15 protein-coding genes and 1 pseudogene are annotated in these 19,987 nt (G+C 65.1%); 9 read left to right on the forward strand and 7 right to left on the reverse strand.

Going from position 1 to position 19,987, the window contains the following annotated elements; all coding sequences use genetic code 11:
- Window positions 1-4: 4 nt before the first annotated feature.
- The 5 genes from manD (at window position 5) to ACCQ04_RS19860 (ending at window position 8,645) form a co-directional block, all read left to right on the forward strand.
- The gene (gene manD / locus ACCQ04_RS19840) at window positions 5-1,264 is read left to right on the forward strand and encodes a D-mannonate dehydratase ManD (RefSeq protein WP_102252931.1); all 1,260 of its coding nucleotides are present in this window, start codon (window positions 5-7) and stop codon (window positions 1,262-1,264) included.
- Window positions 1,264-2,958, forward strand: coding sequence for a glycoside hydrolase family 43 protein (locus ACCQ04_RS19845; protein ID WP_372358608.1), 1,695 nt, complete (start codon window positions 1,264-1,266; stop codon window positions 2,956-2,958). The genes manD and ACCQ04_RS19845 overlap by 1 nt, the downstream gene beginning before the upstream one ends.
- Before the next feature lie 2 nt (window positions 2,959-2,960).
- Window positions 2,961-5,648: a glycoside hydrolase family 3 protein gene (locus ACCQ04_RS19850; RefSeq protein ID WP_372358609.1), complete on the forward strand. Its 2,688-nt coding sequence runs from the start codon at window positions 2,961-2,963 to the stop codon at window positions 5,646-5,648.
- 230 nt (window positions 5,649-5,878) lie between these two features.
- Complete coding sequence (locus tag ACCQ04_RS19855) at window positions 5,879-7,345, forward strand: mannitol dehydrogenase family protein (protein ID WP_372358610.1); 1,467 nt, start codon at window positions 5,879-5,881, stop codon at window positions 7,343-7,345.
- 196 nt (window positions 7,346-7,541) lie between these two features.
- Window positions 7,542-8,645 (forward strand): type I restriction endonuclease, encoded by a 1,104-nt coding sequence (locus ACCQ04_RS19860; RefSeq protein ID WP_372358611.1) that lies wholly within the window; start codon window positions 7,542-7,544, stop codon window positions 8,643-8,645.
- A gap of 91 nt (window positions 8,646-8,736) precedes the next feature.
- On the opposite strand, the gene ACCQ04_RS19865 is transcribed toward ACCQ04_RS19860, so the two are convergent.
- Window positions 8,737-9,123 carry a bleomycin resistance protein gene (locus tag ACCQ04_RS19865; protein WP_372358612.1) on the reverse strand — a complete coding sequence of 129 codons (387 nt, stop codon included), beginning with the start codon at window positions 9,121-9,123 and terminating at the stop codon, window positions 8,737-8,739.
- Between the two features lie 473 nt (window positions 9,124-9,596).
- On the opposite strand from ACCQ04_RS19865, the gene ACCQ04_RS19870 reads away from it, so the two are divergent.
- The gene (locus ACCQ04_RS19870) at window positions 9,597-9,887 is read left to right on the forward strand and encodes a SymE family type I addiction module toxin (protein ID WP_227024132.1); all 291 of its coding nucleotides are present in this window, start codon (window positions 9,597-9,599) and stop codon (window positions 9,885-9,887) included.
- A gap of 337 nt (window positions 9,888-10,224) precedes the next feature.
- The gene (locus ACCQ04_RS19875) at window positions 10,225-11,229 is read left to right on the forward strand and encodes a 2-hydroxyacid dehydrogenase (RefSeq protein WP_372358613.1); all 1,005 of its coding nucleotides are present in this window, start codon (window positions 10,225-10,227) and stop codon (window positions 11,227-11,229) included.
- A 67-nt stretch (window positions 11,230-11,296) separates the two neighbouring features.
- On the opposite strand, the gene ACCQ04_RS19880 is transcribed toward ACCQ04_RS19875, so the two are convergent.
- Window positions 11,297-11,668 (reverse strand): hypothetical protein, encoded by a 372-nt coding sequence (locus tag ACCQ04_RS19880; RefSeq protein ID WP_104596793.1) that lies wholly within the window; start codon window positions 11,666-11,668, stop codon window positions 11,297-11,299.
- Window positions 11,669-11,740: 72 nt separating this feature from the next.
- The gene (locus tag ACCQ04_RS19885; protein WP_372358614.1) at window positions 11,741-12,163 is read right to left on the reverse strand and encodes a hypothetical protein; all 423 of its coding nucleotides are present in this window, start codon (window positions 12,161-12,163) and stop codon (window positions 11,741-11,743) included.
- Window positions 12,164-12,390: 227 nt separating this feature from the next.
- On the opposite strand from ACCQ04_RS19885, the gene ACCQ04_RS19890 reads away from it, so the two are divergent.
- Window positions 12,391-12,549, forward strand: coding sequence for a DUF2256 domain-containing protein (locus ACCQ04_RS19890; RefSeq protein WP_046346114.1), 159 nt, complete (start codon window positions 12,391-12,393; stop codon window positions 12,547-12,549).
- Window positions 12,550-12,629: 80 nt separating this feature from the next.
- Here the strand turns inward: ACCQ04_RS19890 and ACCQ04_RS19895 are convergent, their stop codons facing one another.
- Window positions 12,630-13,676, reverse strand: coding sequence for a DNA-binding protein (locus ACCQ04_RS19895; protein WP_372358615.1), 1,047 nt, complete (start codon window positions 13,674-13,676; stop codon window positions 12,630-12,632).
- A gap of 243 nt (window positions 13,677-13,919) precedes the next feature.
- Here ACCQ04_RS19895 and ACCQ04_RS19900 point away from each other — a divergent pair.
- Window positions 13,920-14,720 (forward strand): annotated as a pseudogene (locus tag ACCQ04_RS19900) (Kelch repeat-containing protein); the annotation flags it as partial.
- 149 nt (window positions 14,721-14,869) lie between these two features.
- Here ACCQ04_RS19900 and ACCQ04_RS19905 read toward each other — a convergent pair.
- The 3 genes from ACCQ04_RS19905 to galB all read right to left on the reverse strand — a co-directional run bounded on the left by ACCQ04_RS19905 (window position 14,870) and on the right by galB (window position 19,918).
- Window positions 14,870-15,907, reverse strand: a complete 1,038-nt coding sequence (locus ACCQ04_RS19905) for an SMP-30/gluconolactonase/LRE family protein (protein ID WP_226428040.1) — start codon at window positions 15,905-15,907, stop codon at window positions 14,870-14,872.
- Window positions 15,908-15,983: 76 nt separating this feature from the next.
- Window positions 15,984-17,168, reverse strand: coding sequence for an endo-1,4-beta-xylanase (locus ACCQ04_RS19910; protein ID WP_226428039.1), 1,185 nt, complete (start codon window positions 17,166-17,168; stop codon window positions 15,984-15,986).
- A 50-nt stretch (window positions 17,169-17,218) separates the two neighbouring features.
- Window positions 17,219-19,918, reverse strand: coding sequence for a beta-galactosidase GalB (galB, locus tag ACCQ04_RS19915; RefSeq protein ID WP_226428038.1), 2,700 nt, complete (start codon window positions 19,916-19,918; stop codon window positions 17,219-17,221).
- Window positions 19,919-19,987 lie beyond the last annotated feature (69 nt).

Genomic DNA, 19,987 nt, shown 5'->3' on the forward strand with positions numbered 1-19,987 from the left:
CACGATGTCACAGACCCCCGACTCCCCTGCTCCGCTGCAAGGCTCGGCCCGCGATCGCGAGATCGTCGAGGCGCGCGTCATCGTCACCTGCCCGGGCCGCAACTTCGTCACCCTGAAGATCCGCACCCGCTCGGGCATCACCGGGCTGGGCGATGCCACACTCAACGGCCGCGAACTGGCGGTGGCGGCGTACCTGCAGGAACACCTGGTGCCGAACCTGATCGGCCGCGATGCCGGCCGCATCGAAGACATCTGGCAATTCTTCTACCGCGGTGCGTACTGGCGGCGCGGCCCGGTGACGATGAGCGCGATCGCTGCGGTGGACGTGGCCTTGTGGGACATCCTGGGCAAGATGGCCGGCATGCCGTTGTATCAGCTGCTGGGCGGGCGCTCGCGCGAGGGCGCGCTGGTCTACGGCCATGCCAATGGCCGCGATATCGCCGAAACCAGCGATGAGGTGGGCCGCTTCCGCGAGCTGGGCTTCATCGCCATCCGCGCGCAATGCGGCGTGCCCGGCATCAAGAAGACCTACGGCATTTCCAGCGGCGGCAAACCGTATGAGCCGGCCGAGAGCGAACTGCCGACCGAAACGGTGTGGTCCACGCCGCGCTATCTCGGCGTGGTGCCGAAACTGTTCGAGCAATTGCGCAACGATCATGGCGATGAAATCGAACTGCTGCACGACGCGCACCACCGGCTCACCCCGATCGAGGCCGCGCGGCTGGGCCGCGACCTGGAACCGTACCGGCTGTTCTGGCTGGAAGACGCCACCCCTGCAGAAAACCAGCGCGCGTTCGAAGTAATCCGCCAGCACACGGTCACCCCCTTGGCGGTGGGCGAGGTGTTCAATTCGCTGTGGGATTGCAAGCACCTGATCGAGCAGCAACTGATCGACTACATCCGCACCACGATTGTCCACGCCGGCGGCATCACCCATGTGCGCCGGCTGGCCGATTTCGCCGCGCTGCATCAGGTGCGCACCGGCTTCCACGGCGCCACCGATCTGTCGCCGGTGTGCATGGGCGCGGCATTGCACTTCGACACCTGGGTGCCCAACTTCGGCATCCAGGAATACATGTTCCATTCCGACGAGGCCAACGCGGTATTCCCGCACGATTACGTGTTCCGCGAGGGCCGCCTGCATTGCGGCGAAACGCCCGGGCATGGCGTGGACATCGACGAGGCCCTGGCCGCGAAGTATCCCTACGTACCCAAGCAGTTGCCGATCGCGCGGCTGGAAGACGGTGCGATGTGGGACTGGTGATGCGCTGGCTGCCGGCCGCGCTTGCGGCACTGCTGCTTGCGGTGGCCGCGCCTGCGCGCGTGCAGGCGCAAGCAAAAGCCGATGTCGCCTTCGACTGGTTCGAGTATCGCGGCGACGATGCGATGTTCGCCACGCCATTGCCACCCGGCCACTACCGCAACCCGGTGCTGGCCGGGTTCTACCCGGACCCCAGCGTGACACGCGTGGGCGAGCGCTACTACCTGGTCAACTCCACGTTCGCGTATTTCCCGGCGATCCCGGTGTTCGAAAGTACCGACCTGGTGCACTGGACGCAGATCGGCAACGTGGTCGAGCGCCGCGAACAGCTCGACTACGACGGGCTGGGCGTGTCGCGCGGCATGTTCGCTGCCAGCATCCGTCATCATGCCGGGCGTTTCTATGTCGTGGGTACCTCGGTCGACAGCGGTGGCAACTTCATCGCCAGCGCCCGCGATCCCGCCGGCCCATGGTCGGCACTGACGTGGTTGCCGGGCATCGACGGCATCGACCCGTCATTGTTCTTCGATACCGACGGCAGCGCCTACCTGCTCAACAATGGCCCGCCGGAAGGCACGCCGTTGTACGAAGGCCATCGCGCGATCTGGATGCAGCGCTTCGACCTCGCCAACAATCAACCGGTCGGCCCGCGCAAGGTGTTGCTCAACGGTGGGGTGGATCTGGCCAGCAAGCCGATCTGGATCGAAGGCCCGCATCTGTACCAGCGCGACGGTTGGTATTACCTCTCGTGTGCCGAAGGCGGCACCGGGCCGCAGCATTCGCAGGTGGTGCTGCGCAGCCGCACTGTGTGGGGGCCGTTCGAGCCCTTGCCGCACAATCCGATCCTGACCCAACGCGACCTGCCGGCCGGGCGCGCGCACCCGGTCAGCAATGCCGGGCATGTGGATCTGGTGGACACACCGGACGGGCAATGGTGGGCGGTGTTCCTGGCCAGCCGCCCGTATGCGGGCGAACGCTACAACACCGGGCGCGAAACCTTCCTGCTGCCAGTGCACTGGCGCGATGGCTGGCCGTCGATCCTGCCGGCCGGCGAGCCGATTCCGTATGTCGCACAGAGCCCGCGCGGCGCCAAGACCCCGGCCGATCAAGCGCCGTTGTCGGGCAACTTCACCTGGCGCGACGACTTCGCCGGCGCCTCGCTGCAGCGCGAATGGCTATCTCTGCGTGTGCCCAAACATGAGGTGGCCGATCTAAGCGCACGCGCCGGTTGGCTGACCCTCCATGCCAGTGCGCAAGGATTGGATAGCACCGCCACACCCGCCTTCCTCGCGCGGCGCCAGCAACACACGCGTTTTACCGCAAGCACCGCGTTGGCGGTGCCCAAGCAGGCCGGCGTCAGTGCCGGGCTTGCAGTCTTGCAGAATTCCAACGCGTGGTATGCGCTGGGTGTGCGACGCAACGGCGATGCGCTGGACGTCTTTCTCGACAAGCGCGAGGGCGCAAGAACCACCACGCTCGCACGCACCCGCGTCCCCGCAACGGCGCAGCTACGCCTGCAGATCAGCGGCGACGGCGCTGCGTACAGCTTTGCCTTCGATGCCGATGGGCGCGGCTGGCAATCGTTACACCGCAACGATGCTGCGGGCATGCTCAGCACCGCACAGGCCGGCGGCTTCGTCGGCAGCATGATCGGGCCCTTTGCCCAGCTGGAACCGCACCGTACCCAGGAGGACTGACCATGCATTCGCACCCCGCCCACCGCGCCACCGCCCCGCGTTGCCCACCTGCGCGCGGCTTACTGCTGGCGATGGCGATGGCCGCCACCGGCACGCAGGCCGCAACGCCGCCGCCGTATCTGGACACCCAACGCCCCTTCGACGCGCGTGCGGCCGACCTGGTGTCGCGCATGACGCTGGACGAAAAGGCCGCGCAGATGCAGAACGCCGCCCCGGCGATCCCGCGTCTGCAGGTACCCGAATACGATTGGTGGAACGAAGCGCTGCACGGCGTGGCGCGTGCCGGCGGCGCCACCGTGTTTCCGCAGGCGATCGGCCTGGCGGCCACCTTCGATACCCCGTTGATGGCCGAGGTGGCCACCGCCATCAGCGACGAAGCGCGCGCCAAGCACCACGCCTTCCTGGCGCGCGGCGAGCACAAGCGCTACCAGGGACTCACCTTCTGGTCGCCCAACATCAACATCTTCCGCGACCCGCGCTGGGGCCGCGGGCAGGAAACCTATGGCGAAGACCCGTTCCTGACCGCGCGCATGGGCGTGACCTTCGTGCAGGGCCTGCAGGCGCAGCAAGGGCCGTACCGCAAGCTCGATGCCACCGCCAAGCACTTCGCCGTGCACAGCGGCCCGGAGGCCGACCGTCATCACTTCGACGTGCATCCCAGCGAGCGCGATCTCCATGAAACCTATCTGCCCGCGTTCCAGGCCCTGGTGCAAGAAGGCAAGGTCGCCGCAGTGATGGGCGCCTACAACCGCGTCAATGCCGAATCCGCCTCGGCCAGCACGCGGCTGGAAGGCATCCTGCGCCGCGACTGGGGTTTCGATGGCTACATCGTCAGCGACTGCGCCGCCATCCGCGATATCTGGCAGAACCACAAGATCGTGCCCACGCCCGAGGCCGCCGCCGCGCTTGGCGTCAAGCACGGCACCGACCTGGATTGCGGCGACACCTATGCCGCGTTGCCGGCGGCGGTGCGTGCCGGCTTGATCGACGAGGCCAGCATCGACATCGCGCTCAAGCGGCTGATGACCTCGCGCATGCGGCTGGGCATGTTCGACCCGCCGGCCAGGGTGCCGTGGGCGCAGATTCCTGCATCAGCCAATCAATCGCCAGAGCACGATGCACTGGCCCGCCGCACCGCGCGTGAATCGCTGGTGCTGCTGAAGAACGACGGCCTGCTGCCGCTCAAACCCACGCTCAAGCGCATCGCCGTGATCGGCCCCACCGCCGACGACCCGATGTCGCTGCTGGGCAATTACTACGGCACGCCGGCCGCGCCGGTCACCATCCTGCAAGGCATCCGCGACGCCGCACCGCAGGCACAGGTGGTCTACGCGCGCGGCAGCGATCTGGTGGAAGGGCGCGAAGACCCCAATGCCGCGGCACCGATCGACACCCGCTATCTGCGCCCGGCGCCGGATGCCAAGCAGAACGGCCTCACCGGTGAATACTTCCGTGGACGTGCGTTGGCCGGCCAGCCGGTGCTGACCCGCATCGACCCGCGTATCGCCTTCCGCTGGGACCGCAATGCGCCCACCGACGATGCCGTCGGCCGCGGTGAACTGCAGGCCGATCGAGCGCTGGCCAAGGACGACTTCAGCGTGCGCTGGCATGGCCAGCTGCTGCCGCCGGTGTCGGGCACCTACGAGCTGCAGATTGCCGCCGACGATGGCGTGCGCCTGTTTCTGGACGGCAAGCTGCTCATCGATCAATGGAGCGAGGCCCCGCGCATGCGCGGCGGCAATGCCAGCGTGGCGCTGGAAGCCGGCAAGGCCTACGACCTGCGCGTGGAATACTTCGAAGCCACGCGCGATGCCGGCGTGCGTCTGGCCTGGCGCATGCCCGGCGCCAAACCGCCGCTGCAGGAAGCGGTGGACGCCGCACGCAACGCCGAGGTGGTGGTGTTCGTCGGTGGCCTCACCGGCGATGTCGAAGGCGAGGAGATGGACGTCAACTATCCCGGTTTTGCCGGCGGCGACCGCACCGACACCCGCCTGCCCAAACCGCAGCGCGAATTGCTGCAGGCACTGCAGGCCACCGGCACGCCGGTGGTTGCGGTGCTGACCACCGGCTCGGCGCTGGCGATCGACTGGGCGCAGCACCACGTGCCCGCCATCCTGCTGGCCTGGTACCCCGGCCAACGCGGCGGCAGCGCGGTCGGCGATGTGCTGTTCGGCCAGGCCAGTCCCGGCGGCCGCCTGCCGATCACCTTCTACAAGGAAGACGAGCGCCTGCCCGCCTTTGACGATTACGCCATGCGCGGCCGCACCTATCGCTACTTCGCCGGCAAGCCGCTGTACCCGTTCGGCCACGGCCTGTCGTACACGCAGTTTGCGTATTCGGATCTACGCCTTGATCGCACGACGGTTGCCGCCGATGGCACGCTCACGGCCACGGTCACGCTGAAGAACACCGGCCAACGCGCAGGCGATGAAGTGGTGCAGTTGTATCTGCATCCGCTCAAGCCGCAACGCGAACGCGCCATCAAGGAACTGCGCGGCTTCCAGCGCATCACCCTGCAACCCGGCGAACAACGGCAGCTGCGCTTCACCCTCAAGGCACAGGACGCCCTGCGCATCTACGACGAGCAGCGCAAGGCCTACGCAGTGGATCCAGGCGACTACGAAGTACAGATCGGCGCTTCCAGCGCAGACATCCGCAGCACACAACGCTTTACCGTCACCGACAAGTAGCAGCCGTTGACACCCTCGCCATGCGGACGTGGGCGAAGAACCCACTCAGCCGCGATTGCCCTAAGCCCCTCTCCCGCCGGGGCGAAGAGGCACCGCTTGCGCGCCACTGGCGCGCGTGCCTTGGAGCGCCCGCGTCGCAAGACGTGGGCCGGGGCGCGGAGCGGGGGTTGGGGTGAGGGTACGGCCACGGGCGAACTTGCAGCACCCCCCACGATTCCAAACAAAAACCCATGCCAATTCCAACGCTCTCCATCGCAACACTCGCGCACCTACCAACCACCGTCCTCACTCCCAGCTACGACCCCAAACAGACCACCATCGGCATCGTCCATCTAGGCGCAGGCGCCTTCCACCGCGCCCACCAGGCCGTCTACATCGACGACCTGCTCGCACATGACCCCACCTGGGCCATCTGCGCCGTCTCCCTGCACAGCCCGAGCGTGCGCGACGCCCTGCGTCCACAAGACGGCCTCTACACTCTCGCCCTGCTCGACAAGCACCCGCAACTGCGCATCATCGGCGCCATCCGCGAGGTGCTGTGCGCCGCCGACGAACAAACCGCCGTGCTCGCACGCCTGGCCGATCCCGCCGTGCGCCTGGTTACCCTCACCGTCACCGAAAAAGGCTATTGCCTGGCCGGCGACACGCTCGACCTCGCCCATCCCGACATCGCGCACGACATCGCCAACCCCGGCACACCGCGCAGCGCCATCGGCTATCTGGTCGCCGGCCTGCAACAACGCAGGCAGCAGGGCAGCGCACCGTTCAGCGTGCTCAGCTGCGACAACCTGCAAGACAACGGCAACCTGCTACGCCGCGCAGTCTTGCTGCTCGCACAGCAAACCGATCCCGCGCTTGCGGCATGGATCGACCGACACGTCACCTTTCCGCGCTCAATGGTCGACAGCATCACCCCCGCCACCGACGACGCACTGCGCGCCAACGTACAAGCGCAAACCGGTCTGCACGACGCCTGGCCGATCCAGCGCGAGCGCTACAGCCAGTGGGTGATCGAAGACCGCTTCTGCAACGGCCGCCCCGGTTTCGAAAACGCAGGCGTGACCCTCAGCGACGACATCGCCGGCTATGCACGCGCCAAACTGCGCCTGCTCAACGGCCCGCACTCCGCACTCGCCTATCTCGGCAGCCTGCTCGATCTGGAAACCGTCGCCGACGCCATGCGCAACCGGCAACTCGCCACCTTTGTCGAAACCCTGATGCGCGAGGACATCGCCCCCACCCTGCAGCGCATGCCGGGCTTCGACCCGCAGCACTACATCGACGCCATCCTCGCCCGCTTCCGCAACCCCGCCATCCGCCACCTGCTCGCCCAGATCGCCTGGGACGGCTCGCAGAAGATTCCGGTGCGTCTGCTCGGCGTCATCAGCGATGCATTGGACACCGGGCAACGGATCGACCGGCTCTGCATTCCGGTAGCGGCGTGGCTGCAGTTCGTGCGCAGGCAGGCGGCCAACGGCGTGGCCCTGGTCGATCCACTGAGCGAAGTCCTCAGCGACATCGCCCATTCGACCACCGGCGATGCCAGCCATGACATCGCGGCATTCCTCACCGTGGATGCGGTGTTCGCTACGCTCTCTGGCGATGCGCGTTTTGTGGAAGCCTTAGAGCGTTCCTACGCAGCGTTGCATCTCGGAAGTCCGGCAAATGTGCAAAACGCCCTATCGACACAGGGCTGAATTTCTTCATTTCAGCAGTCAATCAGGCTCAGGCAATAGAGTTTTTCTTATTCCCAAAATTGTTATACACATGGCATTGCTGCTTCAGTTCGATAAAGCGAGCTGATCCATAATCCAGACAAAATTCGGTGTAACTGCATCACCAGTCGCCTTTGCTGTGGTAGAAATTGCCAAATCGGGGAAAGGAGCAATGGGGATGGATTTCATTGATCAACTGCGCGTGCTTGCAACGCGCATCAGTACGACGCGCGCACTGATTCAAACAGAAGAAGCCACCAAGAATGCGATGGTGATGCCGTTGATCCAGATTCTTGGATACAACGTCTTCGATCCGCTCGAAGTCACACCAGAAATTGTGGCAGATGTAGGAACCAAGAAAGGCGAGAAGGTCGACTACGCAATACTTCGCGACGGCAAACCGATCATCCTTTTCGAGTGCAAGAAGGCGGGCGCTGAACTTAACATCAACCATGCCGGTCAACTCTTTCGCTACTTCCACGTTACTGCTGCCCGCTTTGGGGTTCTCACAAACGGCTTGGTCTACCGGTTCTTCACCGATCTTGAGCAACCGAACAAGATGGATGAGAAGCCGTTCTTCGAGTTCAACATCCTGGACTTCAAGGACCGCGACGTCGAGGAATTAAAGAAATTCGCTAAGGCTGCGTTCGATCTGGATACGATCCTGACGACTGCCAACGAGCTGAAGTACACACGCGCGATCCAAACCAAACTGACGGAGTGGATGCACCAACCGACCGAAGAGTTCGTCAAACTGGTTTCAGCCGACCTCGTCGGAACTCGGCGCTTTACGCCGGCGATCCGCGATCAGTTCACATCGATCACGCGGCGCGCATTCGATCAGCTGGTTAGCGAGCGGATCAATGAACGGCTTAAAGGCGCCATGGCACCTGAAGCAATCTCAATCAGCGATCACCCTGCGCCTGTCATGACGGAGCAACCTGCCGCGACGACGCAGCCATTGCTAGCCGACCCTCTGATTGTCACCACTGCGGAAGAAATTGAAGGGTTCCATATTGTTCGGGCCATCGTGCGCAAGGTGATTCCTGGCAAGCGCGTCTTCATGCGGGATGCCCAGAGCTATTGCGCCGTGCTGCTCGACGACAACAACAGAAAACCGATCTGCAGGCTTCGCTTCAACAATCTTCAAAGACTTCGACTTGGCATCTTCAATCAGGATAAAGAAGAAGAGCAACTCGACCTCGGCTCGATCGACGACATCTACAACTTTGCGGACAGGATCAAGGCCACCGTCGCATCCTACCTGCCTCAGGAAGCTTGATCATAGGTTAGTGGAGCCTGGTTGATGCATCCATTCAACCGGCTCCAGTCCTTCTTACCCGAGATAATCAGGCTCCCGTTGGACGGAAGGCTCAGCGTTCAATCACCTGCCCAATCCTGATCAGATTTCCGCTCTCATCGACAAGCGCGAATTCCCGCATCCCCCACGGCTTGTCGCTGACAGCATCGAGCCTGGGGATGCCGTGCGCCGGAAGCTGCGCGCCGCGCATGGCGGCGTAGACCGCATCGACATCGCCAACCCGGATATAGCAGCCCGCATAGCAGGCCGCAGGATCAAGATCCGGGTGTGCGAAGAAATGCAGCTCCACCTCGCCACGCGTCAGGATCGCGTAGCCCGCATCGTGCGGGTGCGCGTCGCCGACAAAGCCCAGCCGCCGATAGAAGGCGACCGTGTGTTCGATCGAGCGACCGGGGAGCAGTGGAATCGCACGGTCTGGTGTTTCGGCAGTGGAAGTCATCGCTTTCTCGTAGTGGGATAACGAAGCCGTCTTTGAGCACAACGATACGCCAGATACGAGGGATCGGTTGGGAGCCGTGCCGTGCTGTCTTGACTCGCTGTGTTGGCGAGTAGCAAGATCGCTCTGCTGCGGCACATTCCGCAGCCGGGTTTAGCAGCCCGTAATCACAAGGCGCACCAGCGCCCATTGCACGATGTCGGCGCTTTTCTTTTGCCCGACTTATCGCATGGGCAGGCGTGCTCGCTTTACGGCGGGCGGTGCGCGGAGACCGCAAGGTCTGCCGGTTCCTTGTGACCGGTCTGCTAACCGCGCATCGTCCGCCACCCTCGTTTAGCAGCGATGCGGCGGACTTCCTATCGCACAAGGAGTTCGATATGACCCGTTCCAAAGCAACCACCCGTGCACGCGCTGCATCGCCTTCCAGGCGATCTGTTGTGATACGCGCCAGATCCAGGCACCGCCCGGCCGCCAGCATGACCGACGCTAAGCCAGCGGTGGATCCAGCGCTGGCGCCTACCCCGCCCTTGCGCAAGCCCGGCTTCCGCATTCCCGAGCGGGTCACCATGAGCTATCAGCACTACGACGTGCGGCGTGCCGAGGATGTCATCGGTTGCGCGGTGCCCAAGCTGCGGCTGTCCGGGCGCTGGCTGGAACACTGCGGTTTCGCAGTGGGTGATGCGTTGCGGGTAACGGTGGGACGCGGCGTGCTGTTGATCAGCCGCGTGGCGCCTGCGGTACCGGCGGTGAGATCGCGCCGCAGGTGACACGCCTGGGGTGGGCGCCCTTGCCCGGCGCTTTGCGGTCCCTTCTCCCGTGCACGGGAGAAGGGACGCATTCTGCTCTTGTCTGGATTGCAGAAGGGAGGCCGGCTGTTTGCCCCTGAGAGCAGAGGTGCCTGTTGCGGTGCGGAGCAGCAAAGCAAGGCTGCGTAGCGCAGGGGCTGTCAGCGGCAGAGAGCTTCTTGCCTGCAATGGCATCTGCACCGCATCGCTCGACATGACATGCTTGGCCTCACCTACGCCGCACCCACGTTCGGACAGGTTCAAGCGCCACATGGCCACGCGCAAGCTACCGTATTCGCGCACCGATGGAGTTCTCTGCATGAAAATGGCTGTCTTCAGCACGCGCCCTTACGACAAGCGCTTTCTCGATGAAGCGAAATTACGCCCCGGCATGCAATGTGCAGCCGAGTTCGTTTATTTCGAGGCATCGCTCGATCTGCAGACGGCAGCGTTGGCGCAGGGCTGCGAGGTGGTCTGCGTGTTCGTCAACGACCAGCTCGATGCGCCCGTGCTGCGGGCACTGCACGCGGCCGGTGTGCGCGCGGTGCTGCTGCGCTGTGCCGGTTTCAACAATGTGGATCTCGCTGCGGCCACCGCGCTTGGGCTGTTCGTGGCACGCGTGCCGGCCTACTCGCCCGAAGCAGTGGCCGAGCACACCCTGGCGCTGGTCATGACGCTCAACCGCCAGACGCACCGCGCCTACAACCGCGTGCGCGAGGGCAACTTCATGCTCAACGGCCTGCTCGGCCGCACCTTGCACGGCAAGACGGTGGGCCTGATCGGGCTGGGCAAGATCGGGCTGGCGACTGCGCGTATCTTTCGGGGAATGGGCTGCGATGTGCTGGGCTTCGACCCTTATCCCACGCCTGGCTTCGATGCGCTCGGGCAGCGGGTGGAGCTGGAGACACTGTTCGCCCGCTCGGACGTCGTCTCGCTGCACTGCCCGCTGACACCGGCGACGCAGCACCTGATCGATGATGCGGCGCTGGCGTCGATGCAGCCGGGTGCGATGCTGGTCAACACCTCGCGCGGTGGCTTGGTGGATACCTATGCGGTGATCCGCGCGCTCAAGTCTCGCCAGCTCGGCCATCTGGCCATCGATGTCTACGAACAGGAAAGCGCGTTGTTCTTCCAGGACCGCTCGGGCGAGATCATCGACGACGAAGCGTTTCAGCGCCTGATGACCTTCCCCAATGTGCTGGTGACCGGGCACCAGGGGTTCTTCACCGCAGAGGCATTGCAGGAGATCTCCGACATCACTCTGCGCAACCTTGCCGATTTCGCTGCCGGTTCCCCATGCGCGAATCGTGTTCCGGCACCTTAGCGTCGCTTTCCTCGCTCACCAGCCGCGCAGGTTCGACGCATCGACTCCTCTGTCGTGGTACTCGGGTTCAAGCCGGTACGGCAGTTGCCTGGCGACGCAGCGCACAGATCCGCGTGCAACCAACCGCGGCGGCCAGCCCCAGCTGACCGGTGTACCAGCTCACCTGCCGCAAGTATCCACCCAGGCGGCAGTTGACTGCATGGCCCAGTGGCCGCACCCGCCTGTGGCCCCGGCGCATGTATGCATCCCGGATCACCGGCGCCACGCCCTGCAGCAGAACCGGGCCCAGCCGGCTTGCCAACAAGTATGCAAACACGTCGATACCCACCATCTCCAGCAGTGGTATGGCCGCTGCAACCTCCGGATTGGATGCGATGCAGGCAATCGCCAGCGTGGTGATGGCAATGACCGCCCTGCGGTTCAAGTTGACCGGCCACATGTCGATGGTCCTGAGCGCTCTCTGGATGTCACGCAGATCTGCACAATTCAGACACCTTCGCTTGCCTGTCGGTCACGATACCCGGACGCCCTGGCTGCCGCCGGATGTATTGAAGATGCGCGTCAGCACCAGCACGAGCAGGACCACAAAGCTCAACTCCCACACATAGAATGCGGCGCCCACGTGATCGATCATGACTTGCTGGCCAGCCTCGTTCTTGTCGAACCGGGTTGCGCGAAAGGTATCCAACCCGATCAGGCAAGCCGCTACCAACAGGGCCGCCGCCATCTTGTCCGCCTTGAGGAAATAACACAGCCATGCCAGCAGGAACAGCGGGTTACTCATCCAGGCCAGGCACTGGCCATCGAGCACCTGCATCCAGCCAAGCAGCAGGATGACAAATCCACTCAGTTGATCATTACCGCCATGCAGTGCAGGAAGGCACAGCGAAATGCCGTACAGCAGGGCAGATAGCAGAAGTGGAAACAGCTTCATGGGCGTCCTTGTCTGATGATGAGGCGAGTGCATGTCCCCGCGTTGGGGGGGCTCGTTCCATCTCGGCACAAGCCAACCTGCGTCACTATAGACACTGCGCATGCCGCTTTCACGACCACGCTGCCAAGCCCGCCGACGCATCTCGTGGAGCGGCGGAGGCTTCGGCCCAATGCATCGCTATGGCATGCTTGAACCCCTGCCGCACAGCGTCCGACGTCCGCCTTGCCATGGCCGCCCACAAGAAGCAGAACTTGCCGGAAAAGCTCTGCGTTCAATGCAGGCGACCCTTCTGCTGGCGCAAGAAGTGGGAAAAGGTGTGGGACGAGGTGAAGTATTGTTCGGACCAATGCCGCCGAAACAGCAAGCGGCAGCGCCCGGAACAATAGTCTGCTCACGCGCAACCCACCTCTCCCGTGCCGTCGCGCGTGAGCCGAGCGGGTTCGGCCATTCTGACAGCCGGTTGCGGCTAACGTTTACCAGCTTTTTTCGCAGCCCCCGATCCACTCGCCCGCTTGGCAGCGCTGCCTTTACCTGCCACTGCCATGTTGTCCACCAGATTGGGATAGGGGCGGCCTGCTGCCTTGGCGCGTTGTCTGGCCTGTGCCTTCTGCGCCGGGGACAGCGGACCTGAGCGCGAGCGACTCTTGGGGTTGGGCCTTTTCCATGGCGCAGACGTCTTGCTTGTGCCTTTCTTCGCTGCACCGCGCGTGGAAGCGCTCTTCCCGGCTGCAGTTCGGCGGGCGACCGTCTTGTTTACCGCTTTCTTCGTCGATGCTGCCTTCTTCGCAGGAGATTTCCTGGCCGCAGTCTTCTTGACTGCCTTCTTGACTGCCTTCTTGACTGCCTTCTTGACTGCCTTCTTGACTGCCTTCTTGCCGGTCGCCTTGCGGGCACCGGCCGAGGGCGCCGACTTGCGCGTCGCTGCGTTACCGGCGCTCGTTTTCTTGGTCGCGGCCCGTGTTGCCGACGGTTTCCTCGCTGGCGACGTTCCGGTTGCTTTCTTTGCGACCGCCTTCTTTCTCGCGGCCTTCTTCGGGGTGCGCTTGTCCGCGGCACCGGCATGGGCGGCGGCCGTCGTGGTCGCGCTTGCTCGTTTTCCTGCCGGGGTCTTCGCGCTCGCCGCCTCTTCCAGACGCTGGTATAGCCGCGCCGCCCAGCGCTGGCCGGCATCGCCGCCCCAGAGCAGCCAGGCAATGTAGCCGGCCGATGGCGCGCTACGGTCGGCCCAGCCCCTGCCAGTCTTGTCCACGCTGTGGCGCGCGAAGTACGCATGCATGCGCCGGATGGTCTGCGTGGAAAGCGATTTCCGTGCCGAAAGATCGCGCGCACGCGCAACGCCGATTGCGGTGCCACCACGCCCATGCTGCTCGCGCAACCGCAGTCCGCGTGCCGCCGCGTCGGCAACTGTCTTGGGTGGTGTTGTCGAAGACGCCTGCTTTGCCGGTTTGCGTGCCACACCTTTCTCCTGTCGTATCGCGTTGCCGTAGTGTTCGCATGCGCGGTGCTGCTGCATGTGAAGAAGCCGGCAGCCAGGACTGCCTAGGCAGCCTGCCGGGGACATCACGGCAATGCGCAAGCACGCGCGACCTGGCCCTGGATCGGCTTGCTTGTGCGAGTGGATCATCGCGCACGTGTCGCTACACTGGCCTGCTCACGCCATCGGAAGAGTGCTGCATGCGCCTGTTGACGAGCTGGTTCCGCGCAAGCCTGTTTGCTGCCGCGGTCGGCACTTTCCCCGCGCTTGGTCAGGCCACCGACAAGGCGGTGCCGGTGGCCACCTCGGCACAGCAGCACGCCGCCGCTGGCGGTCAGCCATGCGCAGGCAGTGGTGTCGTCGGGGAAGATCTACGTCGTCGGCGGCCTGACCGGCGACTACCCGGAAGAAGCCGCGCTGACCCACCTGTTGATCTACGACCCTGCCACCGATCGCTGGCAGGCAGGCGCGGAGATTCCCGAGGGCCGTCGCCGCGGCGCGGCAGGCGCGGTGGCGCACGACGGCGTGCTGTACCTGGTCGGCGGCAACGCGCGCGGCCATATGAGCGGGTACGTGCCGTGGCTGGATGCGTTCGACACCAGGACGCAGCAATGGACGCAGCTGGCCGACGCACCGCGTGCGCGCGATCACTTCCATGCAGTGGTGCTCGACGGCAAGCTGTATGCCGCCGGTGGCCGCAGGTCCTCGCACGAGAGCGGCAACACCTTGGCGCAGACGATTTCCGAGGTCGATGTCTATGACATCCAGCGCGGCACCTGGAGCGTTGCCCCGGCCGCACTGCCGACGCCGCGCGCCGGTGCCGCCGCCATTGCACGCAATGGCCAGCTGCTGGTCATGGGCGGCGAGAGCACGCGCCAGGTGAAGGCGCACGACGAGGTCGAAGCTTACGACCCGGCCACCTCCACCTGGACGCCGCTGGCCGCGTTGCCGCAAGGGCGCCACGGCACCCAGGCCGCAGCGGTCGGCGACGCTCTGTACATCGTGGCGGGCAGCGGCAACCGCGGCGGCGGGCCGGAGCTGGATGATGTGCTGGTGCTGGGTGAGGCGGAAGCCATTCGGTAAGCGACGTGGCTGCATTCGAGTCGCATCGCGCTGCTGGCTCGGAGAGAATGCGACTTGTCATGCACGGCGATCGGTACAGCTCCATCGCGGCCAGGGCCGCTCCTACAGAGCGGCGACTGCTGTGCTGCGGTTTGGCCGGCCAATGGGCGCTACGGCGCGAATTCCAAGCCAAGCGCTTTGACCCGCACCCGCGCCAGCATCGCGTGCGAGGTCATGTACAGCGTATGGCCGTCATTGCCGAAGGTGCAGTTGGAGATGGGCTCGCCGGTTTCGATACGGCCCAGCCTGCGGCCATCGGGGGCGAACACGATGACGCCGCCGGGGCCGGTGGCAAACAGGTGGCCGTCGGCGGAGACCGCCATGCCGTCGGGCAGGCCGGGCGCGTCCTTGGCGACCAGATCGGAGGCGTCGGCGAACACGCGCTTTCCGGTCGCTGCACCGGCTGCGTCGAGCGTGTAGGCCATCCAGATCGGGCGCTCCGGATCGGAGTTGGCCACGTACAGGGTGCGCGCATCGGGCGACAGTGCGATGCCGTTGGGAAGGCTGAGACTGTCGTCCAGCAGATGCACGCTGCCGTCGGTGTCCAGCCGGTAGACGCCGTTGTAGCGCAGCTGCTTGACCGGCGAATCGTTCATGCCCTTCAGGCCGTAAGGCGGGTCGGTGAAGAACACCACGCCATCGCTGCGGCGGACCAGATCGTTGGGGCTGTTGAAACGGTGGCCTTCGAACTGCGTCGCCAGCGGCGTCTTCTTGCGCGTGGCCGGGTCGAGCCTGGCGACGATGCGCGTGCCCGAATCGGCCAGCAACACGGTGCCGCCCGGTTCGGCATACAGCCCATTGGCGCCGGCTTCGCGCAGCGTGGCCTGCTCCGGGCCGCTGTAACCGGATGGCGACAGCAGGACCGACAGGCCTGCGTCCTCGGACCAGCGATAGAGCTTGTTTTCCGGCACATCGGTGAACAGCAGATAGTCACCGTTGCGGACCCAGGCCGGGCCCTCGGACCAGGTGAAGCCTTCGCTGAGCTTCTCGATGCGCGCATCGCCAGCGACCACGTCGCTGAAGCTGCGATCGAAGCTCTGCAGATGCCCGATCGCGGCAAAGCGCGGTGGCGGCACCTCCTTCCTGGTGCAGGCGGCGAGGATTGCCAGCAGCGGAACGGCCAACAGCAGATAGGGCGGCAAGCGCATCGGTCAGTCCAGTAACGAAGTCGGGCCATGATGCCACCATGCGCGTGCAGGCCTGCTGCGCACGCCGGCGGCCGTGCTAGCGCTCGCCAGCGTGCGCGGGTACCGCCAGCACCGCATCCAGTGCCGGTTTGGGCTGGTAGTTTCGATCGAACAGCAGCGGATAGTTGGTACGGCCGGGCACGGGGTAATCGTTCTTCCAGGACATGCCATCGCTGACGCCCCACACGCTGACGCGTGCGAGCTTGTCGCGCTTGCGCCAGAACAGCGCGAACAACTCGGCGTAGCGATCGCGCAGCTGCGCCTGCACCTGCGGTGGCAAGCCCTCGCGATACGGGTCGAGAAAGCGCTTGAATTCCGGCAGCTGGAACTGCTTGTGCGCAAGCCCGGTCCCGATGACCTGGCCTTCCCTGGTCAGTGGCAACACGTCGATGTCCAGCTCGGTGATCATGACCTTGATGCCGAGCGCGGCGTAGGCATCGATGGCGTCTTCGATATCGCGCAGGCTGGGATAGTTGAGCCCCCAGTGTCCCTGCATGCCGACGCCATCGATGCGGATGCCCGATTGCTGCAGCATCCTGACCATGCGCACGATGCCATCGCGCTTGCTCGGCCGCCATGCGTTGAAATCGTTGTAGTAGAGCTCCGCATCCGGCGCATACCGTTGGGCAAAGGTGAAGGCGTTGCGCACCACGGTGTCGCCATCGCCGACGCGCTGCACCCAGTTGGTATCGCGGTAACGTCCGTCTTCATCGATGATCTCATTGACCACGTCCCAGGCCTGCACCTTGCCGACGTAGCGCCCCGCCACGCGCTCGATGTGCGCGCGCATGCGCTCCAGCTGCGCGTCGGCGCTGTTGGGCTTGCCTTGTGCATCGACGAAGAACCACTCCGGCGTCTGGTTGTGCCAGACCAGGGTATGGCCGACCACGAACATGGCGTGATCGCGCCCATAGGCGACGAAGGCGTCGGCCGCGCCGAAGTCGAACACGCCCGGGCGCGGGGCGACCACTTCGGCCTTCATCACGTTCTCGGCAGTGATGGCATTGAAGTGGCAGGCGACCAGCGCGGCAGAGGCAGCGTCCTTGCCGGAGACGATGTCGGCATTGACGGCGGTGCCGATCAGAAAGCCGTCGGCGTAGGCGTGCTCGAGCGAGGTGCTGCGGGTGTCGCAGTCAGCCAAGGCCGGCACTGCCATCACAGCGCCGATCAGGGCCAGAACAAAACGCAAGCATGCTGCTGGGCGCTCGTGGGTCTGCTGCATCGCCGGATTCCTGTGCAGGTACCGCAGGTAGTGCGTCATCGGGAACTCCATCACTCCACCACCACCTGCGCACTGGCGGCCTGCAAACTGTCGGAGTCCACATGCAGCGTGATGGTGCCACGCGCGCCGGGCTTGGCACGCACGATCGCCAGGCACAGCCCGTTGAACGCATTGCGCTGCGGCGCGGCGAAGGATTCCAGGTTGGTGGGATCGCCGTTGTCGGTGGCGACCAGCTCGCCCGGGCCTTCGATGCGGAAACGCAGGCGGTCGCCGGCGGTCGGCGCAGGGCGTCCATCGCGATCGAGCAGGCGCACGGTGACGAAACTCAGATCCTGCCCGTCGCCACGGATGCTGCCGCGGTCGGGCGTCACCTGCATGCGCGCGGCGCCGCCGGCGGTTTGCACGCGGTCGTCGGCCCAGGGTTTGCCTTCCTTGTACGCCTGCACGCGCAGCTCGCCGGGTTGGTAGACCACCGCGTCCCAGCGCAGCCGGTACTGCAGCGGGCCCTTGCGCTTGCGCCCCTGCGAGACGCCATTGACGAACAGCTCGGCCTCGTCGCCGGAGGTGAACACATGCACCGGCGTGACCTGACCCTCGCGGCCGGGCCAGGTCCAGTGCGGCATCAGATGCGCCATCGGCACATCGGAGCGCCAACGCGATTGATAGAGCCAGTAGCGATCCTTGGGAAAACCGGCCAGATCGAAGATGCCGGAGTACGAACTGCGCGAGCTGTAGTACGGCGTGGGCTCACCCAGATAATCGAAGCCGGTCCAGACGAATTCGCCGGCGACATACCGATGCTGGTCCTGTGCCGCGAACACCTTGTCGGCGCTGGAGCCGAAGTCCACCGCATGCAGCTCGTAGGCGCTGACCTGGTGCGCGACCGAATCCCCGCCGCGCCCATCGCGCACCGGCGCGCTAATGTCTGGCGTCACCGGAAACAGATACACACCGCGGCTGCTCAACGCCGAGGCGGTCTCGCTGCTGAGAATGGGCTTGTGCGGGAACCTGCCATGGAACGCGGGATATTGCGGTTGTTTGCGGATGCGCTCGGTGCCTGCGAATTCCGGTGCGTCGCGGATGCCTTCGCCCTGGTAGTTAAGGCTGATGACATCCAGCGCAGCGGGCAACGGCATCTCGGGCGAGGCGTAGTTCATCGCCACCGTGGCAGGGCGCGTGGGGTCTTCCTCATGCACGATGGCGTGCAGTGTGCGTGCGATCGCCGCGCCCTGCTCGCCGGTGTACTGCTCACCGACTTCGTTACCGACGCTCCACAAGATCACCGAGGGATGATTGCGGTCGCGCCGCAGCATCGCGCGCAGGTCCGGCTCGTGCCACTGCGGGAACACCAGGTGGAAATCCAGCGGAGTCTTCTTCATCTCCCAGCTGTCGAACACCTCGTCCACCACCAGCAGGCCCATGCGATCGGTCAGCTCCAGCAGCTCCGGTGCGGGCGGATTGTGACTCATGCGGATGGCATTGGCGCCCATCTGCTGCAGCAACTGCAGTTGCCGCTCGGCGGCGCGCAGGTTGAATGCCGCACCCAGCGCACCGAGGTCGTGATGATTGTTCACGCCGCGAATCGGCACATGTTCGCCATTGACCAGCAAGCCCTTGTCGGCATCGAACACGATACTGCGGATGCCGAACGGTGTTTCGTAGCGATCCACCACGTGCCCGTCATGACTGACCTCGGTCACTGCGACATAGCGGTGCGGGCGCTGGGTCGGCGGCGGGCCCCACAGACGCGGGTGGTCGATCTGCGTACTGCCCTGCACACGGGCGCTGCCACCGGCGGCAACCGCAACCTGCACGGCGGCAATACGCGCGACCGGCTCGCCGCTGCGTGTGCCGCGTGCATCGTCGAGCACATAGATCGCGGTGCTGACCTGCGCCTGCACCGCGCTGCGCGCGGCGTTGTCCAGCGTGATCGCCAGCTGCACCTGCGCGGTGTCGGCCGAGACCTGCGGCGTGGTCAGCTGCGTGCCCCAGTGCGCCACATGCAGCGGCGCAGCTTTGGTTAGCCACACATTGCGATACAGCCCGCCGCCCGGATACCAGCGCGCCGACTCCGGCGGGTTATCCAGACGAATCGCCAGCTGGTTGCGCGCACCAAACACCACATAGGGGCTCAGGTCCACGCGCCAGGAGCTGTAGCCATACGGCCAGCCGCCGACCAACTTGCCGTTGAGCCAGACCGTGGCATAGGCCATGGCGCCATCGAGATCCAGAAACAGCGCGCGGCCGCGATCGCTGGCGGGGATGTCCAGGCGCTTGCGATACCAACCCACGCCCCAGCTCGGCAGGCGCCCCATGCCACCGTAGGGACCATCGGCCAGGAACGGCCCGGCGATGGCCCAGTCGTGCGGCAGATCCACGCGCTCCCAGCCGCTGTCGTCGAACTGCGGCTGCACGAAAGCGACACTGCTGCCGGGGTGGCCGGGCGGGCGTTTGTGCCGCTTCGCGGGATCTGCAATCAAGGCATTGGCCGTGGGCAGGATCCATGGCTTGAGCACGCGGGTTGCGGTGGCATCGAGGCGCTGCGCCTGCTCGGGCTGCGCGTCGGCCACCTTACCGTCTTCGCTACGTAGCACGTGCGGGCGGATGTCGTAGTCCAGGATCTGCCGATTGCCTGGAGGATCGCCGCGATGGAAGCGCCATTGCGCGTTGAGCGAGACACGCTCGCGCGGCAACTGGGTCGATGCCGGTGGTGCTGCCAGCGCGGGCACTACCACGCAGATGCAAAGCATCGCGACGCGCGCAAGGCGTGCGCAATCCCTGAGCGCGCGCATCACCCTCGCCTGCATGCCCGTGTGCGT

Source organism: Xanthomonas sp. NCPPB 2866, assembly GCF_041475745.2.
Taxonomy (GTDB): domain Bacteria; phylum Pseudomonadota; class Gammaproteobacteria; order Xanthomonadales; family Xanthomonadaceae; genus Xanthomonas; species Xanthomonas arboricola.